At 68.5% G+C, this 14,831-nt stretch carries 14 protein-coding genes; 4 read left to right on the top strand and 10 right to left on the bottom strand.

Features of this window, described 5'->3' with window-relative positions:
- From WEB06_20750 to WEB06_20725, 6 genes are all read right to left on the bottom strand, one after another.
- A partial coding sequence (locus tag WEB06_20750) for an adenylate/guanylate cyclase domain-containing protein (protein ID MEX2558049.1) occupies positions 1 to 3,168 on the bottom strand: 3,168 nt, incomplete at its 3' end.
- Positions 3,153 to 3,965: an MBL fold metallo-hydrolase gene (locus tag WEB06_20745; GenBank protein ID MEX2558048.1), complete on the bottom strand. Its 813-nt coding sequence runs from the start codon at positions 3,963 to 3,965 to the stop codon at positions 3,153 to 3,155. The genes WEB06_20745 and WEB06_20750, both read right to left, overlap by 16 nt.
- Positions 3,962 to 4,837 carry an NUDIX hydrolase gene (locus WEB06_20740; GenBank protein MEX2558047.1) on the bottom strand — a complete coding sequence of 292 codons (876 nt, stop codon included), beginning with the start codon at positions 4,835 to 4,837 and terminating at the stop codon, positions 3,962 to 3,964. Before WEB06_20740 ends, WEB06_20745 begins: the two co-directional genes overlap by 4 nt.
- Before the next feature lie 49 nt (positions 4,838 to 4,886).
- Positions 4,887 to 5,996, bottom strand: a complete 1,110-nt coding sequence (locus tag WEB06_20735; protein ID MEX2558046.1) for a hypothetical protein — start codon at positions 5,994 to 5,996, stop codon at positions 4,887 to 4,889.
- Between the two features lie 209 nt (positions 5,997 to 6,205).
- Positions 6,206 to 7,552, bottom strand: a complete 1,347-nt coding sequence (locus WEB06_20730; GenBank protein ID MEX2558045.1) for a hypothetical protein — start codon at positions 7,550 to 7,552, stop codon at positions 6,206 to 6,208.
- 1 nt (position 7,553) lies between these two features.
- A complete protein-coding gene (locus WEB06_20725; GenBank protein MEX2558044.1) occupies positions 7,554 to 8,069 on the bottom strand; it encodes a SigE family RNA polymerase sigma factor in 516 nt (171 codons plus the stop codon).
- Positions 8,070 to 8,155: 86 nt separating this feature from the next.
- On the opposite strand from WEB06_20725, the gene WEB06_20720 reads away from it, so the two are divergent.
- Entirely contained in the window at positions 8,156 to 9,328 is a 1,173-nt protein-coding gene (locus WEB06_20720; GenBank protein MEX2558043.1) for an acyl-CoA dehydrogenase family protein, read from the top strand.
- A gap of 6 nt (positions 9,329 to 9,334) precedes the next feature.
- On the opposite strand, the gene WEB06_20715 is transcribed toward WEB06_20720, so the two are convergent.
- On the bottom strand, positions 9,335 to 9,628 hold the full coding sequence (locus tag WEB06_20715; GenBank protein ID MEX2558042.1) for a hypothetical protein: 294 nt from the start codon (positions 9,626 to 9,628) through the stop codon (positions 9,335 to 9,337).
- A gap of 84 nt (positions 9,629 to 9,712) precedes the next feature.
- On the bottom strand, positions 9,713 to 10,288 hold the full coding sequence (locus WEB06_20710; protein MEX2558041.1) for a hypothetical protein: 576 nt from the start codon (positions 10,286 to 10,288) through the stop codon (positions 9,713 to 9,715).
- A 49-nt stretch (positions 10,289 to 10,337) separates the two neighbouring features.
- On the opposite strand from WEB06_20710, the gene selA reads away from it, so the two are divergent.
- The 3 genes from selA to selB are packed head-to-tail and all read left to right on the top strand — an operon-like array spanning position 10,338 to position 14,141.
- Positions 10,338 to 11,717, top strand: a complete 1,380-nt coding sequence (selA, locus tag WEB06_20705; GenBank protein MEX2558040.1) for an L-seryl-tRNA(Sec) selenium transferase — start codon at positions 10,338 to 10,340, stop codon at positions 11,715 to 11,717.
- Between the two features lie 10 nt (positions 11,718 to 11,727).
- On the top strand, positions 11,728 to 12,312 hold the full coding sequence (locus WEB06_20700; protein MEX2558039.1) for a DsbA family protein: 585 nt from the start codon (positions 11,728 to 11,730) through the stop codon (positions 12,310 to 12,312).
- The gene (gene selB, locus WEB06_20695; GenBank protein ID MEX2558038.1) at positions 12,312 to 14,141 is read left to right on the top strand and encodes a selenocysteine-specific translation elongation factor; all 1,830 of its coding nucleotides are present in this window, start codon (positions 12,312 to 12,314) and stop codon (positions 14,139 to 14,141) included. The genes WEB06_20700 and selB overlap by 1 nt, the downstream gene beginning before the upstream one ends.
- Here the strand turns inward: selB and WEB06_20690 are convergent.
- Both WEB06_20690 and WEB06_20685 read right to left on the bottom strand, forming a co-directional pair.
- The gene (locus tag WEB06_20690; GenBank protein MEX2558037.1) at positions 14,138 to 14,602 is read right to left on the bottom strand and encodes a RidA family protein; all 465 of its coding nucleotides are present in this window, start codon (positions 14,600 to 14,602) and stop codon (positions 14,138 to 14,140) included. The genes selB and WEB06_20690 overlap by 4 nt on opposite strands.
- Before the next feature lies 1 nt (position 14,603).
- The gene (locus WEB06_20685) at positions 14,604 to 14,759 is read right to left on the bottom strand and encodes a DUF4177 domain-containing protein (GenBank protein ID MEX2558036.1); all 156 of its coding nucleotides are present in this window, start codon (positions 14,757 to 14,759) and stop codon (positions 14,604 to 14,606) included.
- Positions 14,760 to 14,831: the final 72 nt, after the last annotated feature.

Below are 14,831 nucleotides of genomic sequence, written 5' to 3'. Positions count from 1 at the left end.
CAACTCGTCGATCGGAGCCGCTTCGCCGAGGTCGATCCAGACAACGCCCGCGTCGGCGTCTGAATGCATCACGAAGGCAACGTAGCGCTCGGCCCCCCATCGGGATTCTTGACCAGTGGCCTGAAATTTGAACGTCGCATATTTGCCCAGCTCGACCAACGCCGCGCCGAACGCCACGAGGCTCTTCACCATAGGGTCGCTCGAGCGCTCGGCCTGAAGCCGGCCCTCACGGAAAATCTCCTTCGCCTCGTCGAACTGCATGCGCATCATCGTCGCGACCCCGAGCGGGAATCGGGCCATCCCCAAACCCCACACCGCATCCGATTCCTCGAACATGGCGAGGCCCTGCCGGGCAAGATCCTGAGCCTCGGCGAGCCGCGCGCTGTCCAGCGCGACGAACGCGAGCAGCACGCGCCCGATCGCCCAGCCGAACCCGCCCATGCCGCGCCGCCCCGGGCTCTGTTCTTGGACGATGGCGCTCTCGATCTGACGGACCAAGTCGGCGGCGTCCTTCAGCCGTCCTTCGAACAAGAGCACCCAGGCGCGCAGGCCGAGGCACCAGCCCGCCCCTTCCGCATCGCCCAGCTCGCCGAAGAGCTGCAAGGCTTCCTCGAGCGAGGCGTTCGCCGTATCGAGCTTCCCGAGCAGGAGATCGACCCAGCCGAGGTTCACCAAGCTCCACGCTTGCCCCCGCCGGTCGTCGAGATCCCGGTAGCGCGCGAGCGCCTGCCGGAACCAGATCGGCGCCGACTCGAGCTTCCCTTGGAATAGATCGGCGAGCCCGTGGGAGCGGAGCCCTTCCGCCTCTTCGACGCGGTCGCCGATCTCCCGCGCGATCTCGAGCGCCTGCTCGAGCAAAGCACGGCCCTCTTCGACGTCTCCGCGGATGCGCGACAGATCGCCGAGGAGCCGAAGTGCCTTCGCTTCTGCCGCGCGGTTGCCGGTGTCCTTCGCGCGGTCGTAGGCGGCGCGCAGGTGCCGCTCCGCCTCGATCGGCCGCCAGCAGCCAACGAGTGCTTCACCGAGGTGCAGCTGCAGATGGAGCCGGTCCTCATCATCGCGCGCGTACTCGAGCGCGCGATCGAAGAAGTCGGCGGCAGCCGCCGCGGCATCGAGCGAGATCGCGAGGTCGCCGGCGCGCTCCAGGTACTCGCGCGCCTTCTCGCGCGCCTCCGGCAGATCGACGCCAACTTCCGACGCGAGCCGCGACGCCCGCTCGTAGTGATGGGCGACGAGGTCGGCGAAGTCGCGCTCCAAGTCACACTCGCAGGTGACGTCCTCCAGCCACTTGCCGAGCGCGGCGTGCTGGCGTGCGCGGGCCTGCTTCGGCACGCTTCCGTAGGCCACCTCGCGGACGAGCGCCTGCCGGAAGCGGTAGGCGCGTTCGTTGGGAAGGCTCGAACGCGCGGCCGGCTCGATCATCTCGCGGTCGATCAGCTCCGCTAGGGCTTGCTCGACCACGTCCGGCCCGAGATCGGGCTCGAGGCCGACGAGGGCCCCGTCCCAGAACTCGTCGCCGATGACGGCGGCGGTTTGCGCGATCCGCTTCGCGTCCTGCGGGAGCGTGTCGAGCCGCGCCGAAACCAGCGCCTGCACGGTGACCGGCACGGTGTCGGCGAGATCGGCGGTGTCGGAGGTCGCCGGCAAGCCGCCCTCGTCGAGCAGCAGCCGCACGAGCTCCTCGATGAAGAACGGGTTGCCGCCTGCCCGCTCGAGGATCGACTCGCGGATCGCCGGGTGGAGCCCGCCTCCCTTGCAGAGGGTGTCCAGCAACTGGGCGGCACGATCGCGCGGCAGCGGCTCGAGCTGATGGACGACCGAGTCCGATCGTCCGGTCCACACCGGCCACCGTTCGACGAGCTCGGGACGCGCGAGGCACATGATGAGCATCGGAACCTCGCGCCCTCCGTCGACCAGATCCTGAACGAAGCGGAGCAGCGACTCGTCGGCCCAATGAAGCTCGTGGAACACGAGGACGAGCAGCTCTTCGCGCCCGGCCAGCGCCTCGAGCAGCGCCGCGGCGGACTGCAGTGACTCGTTGCCGCGGCCCGCGCTCGGCGTTTGGCTCGCCGTCGGTCCGACGCTGCCGCCGCCACTGCCGCCGACCGAATCTTTCAGCCCGGCCAGCGCGAGCAGCCGGTCGGTCTCGGCGACGAGGCCGAGCGAAGCGATCGTTCCTGCCGCGCGCGCCCGGGCCGTATCCGGGTTCTCCCCCTGCTCGATGTCCAGCCCGGCGCGGATCATCTCTTCGACGGCGAACGACGGCGAGGCGGTACCGTACGGGAGCGAGCGGCCGGCGAGGACGCGGATGCCTTGCCCTTCCAGCCGGCGCGCGAACTCTTCGGCGAGCCGGCTCTTCCCCATCCCAGCCGCGCCGAGGATGGTCGCCAGCGCCGAGCGGCGATCGCGCCGAACGATCCCCGACAGCGCCTCGAGCATCTCCAGCTCCTCGTCGCGGCCGATCAGCGGTGCCTCGAGCCGGTGGACGTGCTGGCCGGGGAGCGCGCGTTCGGTGACGGCCTCCCACACGGCCAGCGGCTCTGACTTGCCCCTGGCGACGATCGGCTCGTGTGCGCGGTATTCGATCGCGCCGGCGGTCGCGAGATACGTGCGCTCCCCGACCAGGACCTCGCCCGCCCGACCCGCGGTCTCGATCCGTTTCGCCGCGTTCACCGCGTCGCCGATGACCGAGTACTGATCGGCGCCGCCGACGATCCCGGCGACGACCTCCCCCGTGTTGACCCCGACCCGCATGCCGAGCTTCACGCCTCGATCCCGCTCGAGCTGATGCGAGTACGTCGAGAGGTTACGCTGCATCTCGAGCGCGCAGCGCACCGCTCGCTCGGGATCGTCCTCGTGCGCCTGAGGGGCGCCGAACACGGCCATGATCTCGTCTCCGATTATCTTGTCCACACTGCCGCCGTACAGGGTGACGAGCTCGGCGAGCCCCTCGAAGGCGCGATCGACGATCGACTTCACCTCTTCAGGATCGAGCCGCTCGCTCATCTCGGTGAAGCCGGTCAGGTCGGCGAACAGGACGGTGACGACGCGACGCTCGGCACGCGCCGCTTCGCCGAGCGACAGGCCGCACGTCGGGCAGAAACGCGCGCTCGTCGGCACTCCCGAACCGCACCGTGGGCAAGTCTTGGTCTCTATCTCGGTCGCCATCGCTCCTTATCCTGAACCGCCCGGCCCTCGCGTGCGAGTTTCGCCAGATGAGCCCGGACGCTCATCGCGGCGACCGGGTGCAGCACGGGGTCGACGTCCGTGTAGATGCTCGCGACGAGCTCCTCAGGGGTGACGGGGCCCGCCGCGGCCGCCAGACCGTCGAAAATCTGATCTTCGCGCATCAGCCGGTGGGCGATGTACTCCTCGATCACCGGGCCGGGCTGCTCGATCACCGGCCCATGGCCCGGATAGATGCGGTCGATATCCAGATCTCGGAGCCGTTCGAGCGAAGCAAGGTATTGCGTCATGTCGCCGTCGGGATCCGCGACCACGGTCGTCCCCCGTCCGAGGATGTGGTCACCGGAGAACAGCGTCCGCTCCTTGTCGAGCACGAAGCACAGATGGTCGCTGGAATGGCCCGGCGTGGCGACCGCCGTCAGCAGCCCGCCGACCCTCTCCCCGTCCGCGATCTTCACGTCACCGGGCCGGATCGGCTCGGCGTTGCTCGCGATCACGGCCCCGAACATCTCGGCGGCGCGCTCGGCGGCTTCGGCGTGGTCGATGTGCCGGTGGGTTATGACGACGGCTCGAACATCGACGCCGGCGACCACGGCTTCGATCGAGGCCAAATGATCATCATGGTTCGGCCCGGGGTCCATGACCACGACCGAACGGGCATCCCCGATCACGTACGTGTTGGTGCCTTCGAGCGTCATCGGGGAAGGATTCGGCGCGAGGATCAGCCGCACCCGCTCGGACAGCCAGCGGACGGCGCTGGTTTGGGTGCCGTCGCTCACGGCTCGTGCAGCGTTGAGTCGCCGGGGAGCACGACCCGCGGCTGTCCGTCGGCGAGCACCACCTTCGGGAGTTGCGCGGGGATCTCTTTGCCGCGCGTGCTCGCGATCACCTCACCGGCCGTCGGGAACCCGGCGAGACTCTCGAGCGTCTTGCGCGTCGGAAAGATGATCGAGAACAGCCCCTCGGCCGCCCGCGTGAGCGCGTCGGCCGGACGGATCCACGTGCTCGCCGTCGTCTCGACGTCGTCGTGCAGCGGCGATTGCCCCTCGAGCATCGTCGCCACGAAGAAGCGAGCGTCGTAGCGCTTGGGCGCGAACTCCGGCGTGATCCAGCGCGCGTAGTAGTGCAGCAGGTCCCCCGAGTACCGCAGCGATTCCTGCTTCGCGAGTTCCGCGAGCGATCCGCCGCGGGCGTTCAGCTCGTCCCGGTATCCGGCGAACCGCCTCTCCTCGTCAGCATCGTCGAAGCGCACGCCTTCGGAGTTACGGCGGGCCAGCAGCACGCCGGCCTCTTCGAACGTCTCCCGGATCGCACACAGATAGAACGCGAGCGCGCGATCCTCAGGCGCGTCGATGCGCTCGACGGCTTCGGCGACGGTCGGGCCGTCTAGATAGCCGGCCGCGTCTGCGTCGAGGTCCCGCGGATCGATCGTGCCTCCGGGAAACACATAAGCCCCGCCTACGAAGTCGCTGTTGAGGTGACGCTCGAGCATGAACACCTCGAGCCCGCCGGCACCATCGCGCACGAGCATGACGGTGGCGGAGTCTCGGGCCGGGGAGATGCTTCCGGGGGGATCGATAGGTACGGCGAATGAGGGCCGGTCTTCGAGCACGCGTCGTCTGATCTCGTCTCGAGACGCGGGATCGGGCATCGCGCGTATCGTAGCAATGCGCGCCGATCGCGGTTCCCCTGCGGAACGGCTACGCGATGGCGGAGCCCGGATCGATGCGGATCAGGCTCCCGGCCTGCGACGTCACGCCGTCACCGTTGTCGGTCACCCACACGACGCCTTCTCCCACGGCTACGTCGCTGAGGTACGCGCCGACCATGATCTGGTCGGTAACGGTTCCGGTGGAGATGTCGATGCGGCTGACCATGCCCGATCCGTTCCCGCCGCCTGCAACCCAGACCGCCCCCGCGCCAACCGCCACCGGGCCCGCCGATGCCACTTCGATGCGGTCGAGCACTTTCCCGCTGAGAGGATCGATGCGATAAACGGCAGGAGGCGAAGCCCAGGTCTCGCAGGAGCAAGACTTGTCATACCCCATGGCCCCCGACGAGGCCACCCATACCGAGCCCTCCCCCACGGCAACGTCGATCGGATTCACTACCGAGCTTCTCGCGACGATCTCGTGGCTCTCGAGATCCACCTTCAGAACGGCGCCTTCGAGCCCCGACGTAACCCAGATCGCCTGGTTCGTCGCCGCCAGCGCCCACAGCGGCCCGGCGCCGATGCGGACTTCCCCAGCCAGGGCTCCCGAGGAGGTGTCGATGCGGAGAAGGCGGCCGTCGAGCGCGGCGGTCCAGATCGAACCTTCGGCCCACACAGATCCGTGCGGGTAGCCCGACCCGAAGTCCAGCCGGCCCGTCAGCGTGCCAGCATCGCGATCGAACCGGAACATCCCATTGCGGGTGCTCCACGTGGTGCTTTCCTCCTCGATCCAAAGCGAGTCCTCGCTGAGCGCGAACCAGCCCCCGAAACCCGCGTCGTCGAGCTTCGGGATGGTGAAGGCCACTTGGTTGGTCTCCGGATCGATCCGCTCGGCCGCGTGCGCGCTCAGCGTCCACACTTCCTCATGCTCGACGAGAACCGCTGAGGTCCTGCCGACCAGTGGGATCACCGCCACGACGGCTGGCGCCGAACCCTGGGCCGCGCTCTCCGCATGGCGGCCTCCGACCCCGCGCGAGGGGGAGCCTAGGGTGAGCATCAGCAGCAGCGTGACGCCGATCATCCCGAGGAGCACGCCCCGGTGGATGCGATCCGCGATCGCCCGCGGCGGCGCCTCTCGAGGATCCGGATGTGCCGTCATGGCCGCCTCCTGCGCGAACGTCACTTCTTTTGACGCAATACCATGCGCGCCGGGTTCCCGTTCATGTCCGAATGGGCATACTCACGCCCCGCTCGTCCTGCGAAGGCCTTCCGCCACGGCGCACAGCGTCGCACCCGGAGGCGAACGGCTCTCGCGGCTCCGGGGGAGGCGCGCCTCGGGCGCTGAACCGGCCTCGACGATCCGACGCCTCAGAACTCGAACCGGGTGACGGAACCATCCGGCTCTCGTAGGACCCACAACCGTGCCCCTTCGGCCACTATCGCCTGGGGATGCGGCTGGACCTGCAGCCTGCCGTCCAACAGGTCCGTTGCGACGTCGATGCGGAACACCTGGTCCCGATTTTGACCAAGGAACCACATTGAACCGCTCTCGACTGCGAGGTGCACGGGGAGCTGAGGCGCCGAGATCACGTCCACCAGCCGGCCGGACGTGGTGTCGATGCGCACCACGGCATCCGATCTTTCGTCGTTGCCCTCATCGAGGGCAACTCCGACCCAAAGGGCATGGTCCGCGCCGGCGATCCCTTCCAGGATGAAGGCACGCGGGATGCGGACGCGTTGCCCGATACGGTTCTCGCGCGGATCGATCTTCACTACCGACCCCGCGTCGAGGCCGTTCCCCATCACCGGAACCCACACGGCGCCGTCGACGAAGGCGATCCCCGTCGGCGCACCTTGCAGCTCGATCGTCTGCGTGATGCGCCCCGTTGCAGGGTCGATGCGGTAGACGGCGCCCGCCTCGGGGAAGCCCTCTCCGGCAACCCACAGCGCCCCCCCTCCGGCCACCATCCCCGCAGGGTTACGGGTTTCGACCATGGAGATCCGCTTCCATCCGTTCGTCTTGGGGTCGATCCGAAGGAGTGACCACGAGGAAGGGACGCGCGGATCTGGCGTTGAAGTCGGGGGCGGAGGCAACTGCTCTGAGCCCGCGCGGATCGTTGGACTTTCGCCGGGCCGGAGCGGTTGGGCCTGCACGGAGAAGCTCGCCGACGTAGAGGGCCCAGCTTGAACATCACCGGACGATCCGCCGTCCAGGGTTGACGCCTGTCCGGAGAACTGCGTTCCGAAGCTGGTTCCGACCGCCCAGACGTAGCCCTCACCCGCCGTGAGCCCCCGCTGACCGAGGTAGTAGACATCGCGCTCGGTGAAATTCCCCGTCCGCCTCGCGTCCCCGACCATCTCGATCCTGGCCACGATCTTTGCGCTACGCGGGTCGATCCGGACGATCTGGTCGTGCGCATCCACCCAGATGCTTCCGAAACCGGAAACGATTTCGGAGGGCATACCTCCGATCGTCACCGAAGTCTTCGTCCTGGGCTCGATGGTCGGACCCGTGTATTCGATTGCGCGGGTCCCCGTCAGCGTCCCGACCGTGATCACAGCGCCGACGACAACCGCGGCCAGTGCGCCGGCCGAACCAGCGCCGATCATCACGCGACGCCGGCGGGCACGGTCAAGCGTGGAACGCGGCAGCACGTGATCGAGGCCGACGTCTGCAGCCTTGTCGCGGAGTAGTTGCCGGATCTCGGTTTCCACGTCACTCACCTCTGATCTGTCCGCGCATCGCTTCGAGGCCGCGAGAAACCAGCGACTTCACGGTCCCTCGAGGCACACCCATCGCCTCGGCGGTCTGCTCCTCGGAAAGATCCTGATAGAAGCGCAGAACGATCGCCGTTCGCTGTCGCGCGTTCAGACGCTGGAGGGACTGCCACAACGCCTCTCGCTCGACGGGATCGTGTCCCGATGCATCCGCCGCCACGGGGTGCTGCATCTCGCGCTCGAGGTACGCGCGCTCGACCTTCTTGCGCCGCCACCAGGAGTTGGTGAGGTTCACGATCGTTCGCCGAAGGTAGTGGCCGAAACCCTGCGGATCACGCAGGTCGAGGAAGCGCCCTGCCAGCCGCACGAACGCGTCCTGAACGAGGTCCTCGGCCTGGGGACGGTTCCCGGTCAGCAGGTAGGCCAGCCGCACGGCCTCGGGAGCATGCTCCGCGTACAGCACCGCGAGTCGCCCCCCGACCAGGGGTTCCGTCTGTTCCACCGTGATCTGCATCATGGCTCGCGATAAGAACGCTTTGCGAGCTTGGGGGGTTCCATCCCGGCCGGTACGATCCCTGCACGCGATCGCCAGGAGGCCCGATGGATTTCAGCGTCCCCCCCGAGTTGGCAGAGGTCCGTTCGTCGTTCAAGGCGTTCCTCGAGCGCGAGGTCCGGCCCGTCGAGGATCAGTTCCGGCAACAGATCCAGGAAGACGAGTGGACGCAGGAGATGCGGGACGCCGCCCGGGGCCTGCGCCGCAAGTCCGCCGAGATCGGCTACTACGGCGCGCACCTACCCGAAGAGGTCGGCGGCTGGGGCTTGTCGGTGCTCGGCATGACGCTGCTCATCGAGGCCGCGGCCCAGAGCGGGTACCGGATGGCGATCGGGGTCCTCGGCCCTCCGAATCCAGAGGCGCCGACACCGCTGCTCCTCAACACGCCCCCCGAGCTCCAGAAGAAGTATCTGGTCCCGCTGGTGAAAGCCGAGAAGACGATGTGTTTCGCGCTGACCGAGCCCGACGCCGGCTCCGACGCCCAGGCGATCCGCACGCGGGCGGTCCGCGACGGCGATCACTTCGTTCTGAACGGCACGAAACACTTCATCACCAACGGCGCCGACGCCGACTTCGCGGTCGTGTTCGCCGTCACCGATCCCGAGAAGAAAGCCGCCGGTGGGATCACCGCGCTGATCGTCGACCGCAACACGCCGGGCTACAACGTCGGCAAGCGCCAGAAGACGATCGCCGGCGACACGAATCAGGTCGAGCTGATCTTCGAGGACTGCCGGGTGCCGGCCACCAACATCGTCGGCGAGGAGGGCTTCGGCTTCCAGGCCGCGATGGGCTTCCTCAACGCCGGCCGCGCGTACATCGGCGCGATGTGCCTCGGGCTGTCCGACTACTGCGTGCGCGTCGCCGCCGACTACGCGAAGGAACGCAAGACGTTCGGCAAGCCGATCGGCAAGTACCAAGGGATCCAGTGGATGCTGGCCGATTCGGTCGTAGAGATCGAAGCAGCACGCTGGATGACCTACCACCTCGCGTGGCTGGTGGATCAGGGCGAGCAGCCGATCAAGGAATCGTCGATCGTGAAGCTCTACAACACGGAGATGGCGAGCCGCGTCTCCGACCGCGCGATCCAGGTGTTCGGCGGCATGGGCGTGCTCACCGAGGGTCCCGTGGAACGCATCTTCCGCTTCGTGCGCATGATGCGGATCGTCGAAGGCGCGAGCGAGATCCAGCGCATGATCATCGCGAGGACGCTGGGGCTTTGAGCGACGCTACCGGGCGTGGCGCTCGACATGAACGTCGAGCCGGGCGTTCATGGCGTCCATCCGACTCTCCAATCCATCGAGCCGGGCGTCCAGGCGAGCGCCGAGACCGTCGATGCGCGAGTCGAGACCGTCGATGCGAGCGCTGAGACCATCGATCCGTGATTCCAACTTGGCCCCGAAGCTGTCGATCCGCGAGTCCAAACGATTGCCGAGATTGTCGATCCGAGCTCCTAGGTAGAAGAAGGAGCCGAACAGGGTCGCAGCAAGGAGGCCGATGGCGGTCCAAGCAACTTCGGTCATCGCGCTTCGAGGATAGCACGCACGATGCTCCAGTTTTCCCGCCCAAAGCTCTGTCTGATCCGGTCGATCCGAACTGCTCGATCGCTACTGCTGCTTCCCTTCGATCGCGCTGTGAAGGATCGAGACCGCGAGCCCGAGGCGCCGGTCGAGCAGCTTCTGCGTGTCGGGCGTGAAGTCGATCGTCATCTTCAGCACGAACGGGTTCCAGTTCTGTCGCATGTTCGCCACGTGCGACTGGCCGACGTCCATGTGGAACTTCTGCGGGATGAAGTTGATGAAACGGCGGAGGATTGCCATGCCGACGGAGTCTTCCTGGAAGAGGCCGATCTCCTGGTCGTTCGCGTCCATCAGGATCCACTCGTCGCGCACGATCGACTTCAAGCCCTTGCGCTTGAGCGCGCCGACCTTGGTTCCGGACGTGGAGTCGACAACGTCGTACGCCGCGGAGAAGTCGACGATGTGCCGCGCCCCGATGTGCAGGAGCTCCATCTGCATGTCGTCGCCGCTCCACACCCGGATGTCCTCGCGGATCCTGAAGGCCTTCTGTTTGGAGAACAGGACTTGTTGTCCCGCCGGGTCGAACACACGGAACTCGTTGCCGAATAGCCTCAGGAACTTGCGACGGATCACGTACTGGTCGTGCTCTAGTTCCAACGTCATAGGAGCCTCCTTGGGCCCCAAACTAGCAGCCCGCTACGATGCCGCTGTCGTGACCGAGGTCGAGCTGCTCCGCAAGATCCCACAGGTCGACGCCGTCCTGCGCGAACCCGACGCCCAAAAAGCAGCCACAGACTGGGGCCCTGCCCTCGCACGCCGCTTCGTGGCCGACGAGATCGAGCGCGCCCGCGGGCTGGCTCGCCGAGGGCAGGAGCCGGGCGACGCCCGCGCGATCGCCGAACGGGTCGCCGAGCGCGCGGCCGAGCTCGACCGGCAGCGGCTCCGCCGCGTTATCAACGCGACCGGCGTCGTGCTGCACACCAACCTCGGACGCGCACCTCTTTCGACCGACGCATCGCAAGCGACGCAGGAGGCCGCCGGGTACATGAACCTCGAGTACGACCTGGGCACCGGGGAGCGCGGCTCCCGTGCGCCGGTCGCGGCCACCTTGCTCGCGGCGATGACCGGCGCAGAGGCCGCGCTCGTGGTGAACAACAACGCCGGCGCGCTGCTGCTCGCGCTCTCGGCATTGGCGCGCGGAAGAGAGGTGATCGTCTCGCGCGGCGAGCTCATCGAGATCGGCGGCGAGTTCCGGCTCCCCGACGTGATGGAGGCCTCGGGCGCGCTGCTCCGCGAGGTTGGCACGACCAACCGCACCCACGCGAAGGACTACCGCCGTGCGATCGGCGACAAGACGGCTTTGGTGCTCAAGGTCCATCCCTCGAACTATCAGGTCGTGGGATTCACCAAGGAGCCGTCGCTCGCGGATCTCCTGGCGATCACGCACGAGGCCGGCGTGTCGCTCCTTTACGACATCGGGAGCGGGCTCTTGGAGGCGGACGAACGGCTTGGCGGCGAGCCCGACGCGTCGAGCGCGATCGCGGCCGGCTGCGACCTGGTGTGCTTCTCGGGCGACAAGCTCCTCGGCGGGCCGCAGGCGGGCGTGCTCGTCGGGCGACGCGTGCTCATCGACGCCTGCCGCCGCAGCCCGATCGCTCGCGCCGTTCGGGCAGACAAGCTCACGCTCGCAGCGATGGAAGCGACCGCGCTGTCCCACGCGCGCGGCGAAGCCAACGATGTCCCGGCCGTTCGCGCGATCGCGGACCCCGTCGAAGTGATCCGTGCCCGTGCCGAGCGCCTCGTCGCCGGCATGGGTCCCGGCGAAGCGGCCGCCGAGCCCGGCGAGAGCGTCACCGGCGGGGGCTCGCTGCCCGGCCGGACGCTGCCGACCATCCTGGTCGTCGCGAACCACCCTCGCCCGAGCGTCCTCGCCGGCGTCCTTCGGGCCAACGACCCGCCGGTGATAGGCCGGCTCGAGAACGGACGATTCGTGCTCGACCTTCGTACCGTCGACCCGGCGGACGACGAGGACCTCGCAGCGGCGCTCCAGGCGGCGTTGAGCGCCCGGCCACGCCCCAGCGGAACCGTTTAGGGTTACTCCCATGCCTCGAGACTTCGCGATCACCTTCGATTACCGATGCCCGTTCGCCCGGCACATGCACATGGGATTGGTGGCCGGGCTGCGCGACGGCCACGACTGGGCCGCGCGATTCCTGCCGTTCTCCCTCGATCAGGTGCACGTCCCCGAAGGTGATGCCCCGGTGTGGGAGCGGCCGCCCGACGGACGCGGCACCGGGGTCCGAGCGCTCGAGTGGGGGCTCGCGGTTCGCGACTCCTTCCCCGAGCGGTTCGGCGAGTTCCATCTCCGCGTTTTCGACATCCGCCACGTTCACGGCAAGCGGCTCATCGAAGAGGAGCTCCGCAGTGCGGCGTCGGCGGCAGGGCTCGATCCGGATGCGGTCGCGAAAGAGGTGGCCTCCGACCGCCCGATCCACACGCTCGCCGCCGAGCACGCGGAGGCGGTCGACCGCTGGGCCGTCTTCGGCGTGCCGACCGTTATCCAAGGCGACGACGCGGTCTTCGTCCGGCTCATGCGCCCGGCGAGGCCCGAGGACATCGACGAGCTCCTGGAGAACATCCACCGCACCGATCTGAACGAGTTCAAGCGCACGCGCGTACCGCGCTGATGCACGTCCTGGGAACCGCCGGGCACGTCGATCACGGCAAGAGCACGCTGATCGAGCGCCTCACCGGCATCGATCCCGACCGGCTCGCCGAGGAGAAGGCTCGCGGCCTCACGATCGACCTCGGCTTCGCGTGGCTCACACTTCCGAGCGGTCGCGAGGTAGGGATCGTCGACGTCCCGGGCCACGAGCGGTTCGTGTCCAACATGCTCGCAGGCGCCGGCTCGATCGACGCGACGATCTTCGTGGTCGCCGCGAACGAAGGCTGGAAGCCGCAGTCCGAGGAGCACCTCGCCATCCTCGATCTCCTCGGCGCGCGCGGCGGCGTGGTCGCGCTCACCAAGAGCGACTTGGTCGGCCGCGACCAGCTCGATGCGACCGCCTCCGCGATCGCGGGACGGCTCGAGGGGACCGCGCTCGAGGGCGCGGAGGTCGTCCCCGTATCGGCCGCGACGGGAGACGGGCTCGACGAACTCGTTGCGGCGATCGAGCGGATGCTCGACCGGACATCGCCGAGCCCCGATCTCGGCCGGCCGAGGCTGTTCGTCGACCGGTCGTTCTCGGTCAAGGGCGCCGGAACCGTGGTGACCGGAACGCTGACCGGCGGCCGCCTGCGAGTGGGCGACGAGATCGCGATCCTGCCGGGCGACGGAACCGGCCGCATCCGATCGATCCAGACGCACAAGCGCGACCGGGATGAGGCCGAGCCGGGAAGCCGGGTCGCGCTGAACGTCGCCGGCCTCGACCGGAGCGAGATCCGTCGCGGCGACGCCGCCGTGCACCCCGGTCGATGGAGGCCGACCACGCTGCTCGACGTATGGATGCGCCCCGTTCGTGGGCTGGGTCGCGCCGTCGGCGCGCGCGGCGCGTTCAAGCTGCACGTCGGCTCCGCCGAGGTTGACGCGCGGCTGCGCTGGATCGAAGCGCAGCCAACGGAGGGAGGAGAGGGTGCGTTCGCTCGACTGACGCTCGGAGAGGAGATCATCGCGGACGCCTTCGACCGCTTCGTTCTCCGGGACAGCGGACGCAGCGAAACGGTCGCCGGGGGGGAGATCCTCGACCCGCATCCGGCACGCCGGCCGCTCGGCGCCGCCGAGAGGAGCCAAAGGATCACCGATCTGAGCGCACGTCGCGACGCGGGACGCGAAGGCTTCGCGGCCTCCGTGATCGAGGAGCGCGGCGTCGTGGCCGCAGCGGACCTGCGCTGGATCGCGGGCGCCGGCGGGCCGTACGGTCCGCTCCGCGGCTATGCCGTCTCGCCCGCGTGGCTCGCACGCTCGACGGAGTCGCTGCTGGCCACGTTACGCGCGTTCCATATAGTCAACCCGCTCGCTCGGGGTATGCCCCGCGAAGAGGCCCGGGCTGCAGCGGGTTCGATCGACCCGAAGGTGTTCGCCGCTCTCCTCGACGCGCTCCCGGATCACGTGTCCTCCGAGGGCCCGCTCATCCGGCTCGCGACCCATCGGGTGACGCTCTCTCCCGAGCACCAGGCGGCACGCGACCGGCTGATCCACGCGCTCGAGGCCGGCGGCCTCGCGCCGCCGCCGATGAAGGAGCTCGTGGCGACCCACGGCGCACCGCTGGTGGCGGCGCTCGCGGACTCGGGCGAGATCGTCGTGGTGGCGACCGATATCGTGTTCGCCCACGAAGTGTACGAGCGCGCTCGGCGTGCGATCGCCGACGCCGTCCGCGCGGAAGGTCCCCTCACCGCGTCACGCATCCGCGAGGTGCTCGGCACCACGCGCAAGTACCTCATCCCGCTGCTCGAGCATCTCGACGCCGTTGGGTTCACGAAACGCTCGGGCGACGTTCGCGCCCTGGCCGACTACTAGCCCTTCAGCGCGGCGACGACTTCGACTTCGACCGGAACCCCGAGCGGCAGCTCCGCGACGCCCACCGCGGAGCGGGCGTGGCGGCCCGACTCGCCGAACACCGCTTGGAACAGCTCGCTCGCGCCGTTGGCGACCAGCGGCTGCGCGTGGAAGCCGGCGCTCGAGGCCACGAAGACCGTCAGCTTCACGATGCGTTCGATCCGATCGAGCGAGCCGGCCGCGGCCTTGAGGTGCGCGAGCGCGTTGAGCGCGCAGAACCGGGCTTCCTCGGCAGCGTCCTCGACGGAGATGTCGCGGCCGACCAGCCCGAGACGCGGCAGCCCGCCGTCGCGGATCGGAACCTGGCCCGACACCCAGATCAGTCCGGCGTGAACGACCGCCGGCACGTACGCCGCCACCGCGGCCGGAGCCTCCGGCAGGGTCAGGCCCAGCTCGGCGAGTCGGTCCTCCGGGCCCGGCACGTCAGGCCTTCGCCCGCTTGAAGACGGCGACGGTGCCCGGCACCTCGCCCGGCTGATAGACCTGGACGAGCTCCCATCCGTCGTCTCCCCAGTTGTTCAAGATCTCTTGGACGGCATGCGGTACCAACGGCACGGACGCGTACTCCCACTTCTGCACAGGACACCTCCGGGATCGCGGCTCGCCGGCGAGCCTAGTGTCTGCGAGCGAGGACCCTCAAATGGGTTCGGG

It is taken from the genome of Actinomycetota bacterium, from assembly GCA_040905475.1.
In the GTDB taxonomy this organism is placed as follows: domain Bacteria; phylum Actinomycetota; class AC-67; order AC-67; family AC-67; genus DATFGK01.
Note: the sequence above shows the minus strand (reverse complement) of the source record. Positions and strands in the feature narration are given on the sequence as shown.

Excerpts from the sequence above, each read along its gene's own strand:
- WEB06_20740 (MEX2558047.1), bottom strand. The coding sequence starts at position 4,837 with ATGCCCGATCCCGCGTCTCGAGACGAGATCAGACGACGCGTGCTCGAA.
- WEB06_20735 (MEX2558046.1), bottom strand. The coding sequence starts at position 5,996 with ATGACGGCACATCCGGATCCTCGAGAGGCGCCGCCGCGGGCGATCGCG.
- WEB06_20725 (MEX2558044.1), bottom strand. The coding sequence starts at position 8,069 with ATGCAGATCACGGTGGAACAGACGGAACCCCTGGTCGGGGGGCGACTC.
- WEB06_20720 (MEX2558043.1), top strand. The coding sequence starts at position 8,156 with ATGGATTTCAGCGTCCCCCCCGAGTTGGCAGAGGTCCGTTCGTCGTTC.
- WEB06_20715 (MEX2558042.1), bottom strand. The coding sequence starts at position 9,628 with ATGACCGAAGTTGCTTGGACCGCCATCGGCCTCCTTGCTGCGACCCTG.
- WEB06_20710 (MEX2558041.1), bottom strand. The coding sequence starts at position 10,288 with ATGACGTTGGAACTAGAGCACGACCAGTACGTGATCCGTCGCAAGTTC.
- WEB06_20700 (MEX2558039.1), top strand. The coding sequence starts at position 11,728 with ATGCCTCGAGACTTCGCGATCACCTTCGATTACCGATGCCCGTTCGCC.
- selB (MEX2558038.1), top strand. The coding sequence starts at position 12,312 with ATGCACGTCCTGGGAACCGCCGGGCACGTCGATCACGGCAAGAGCACG.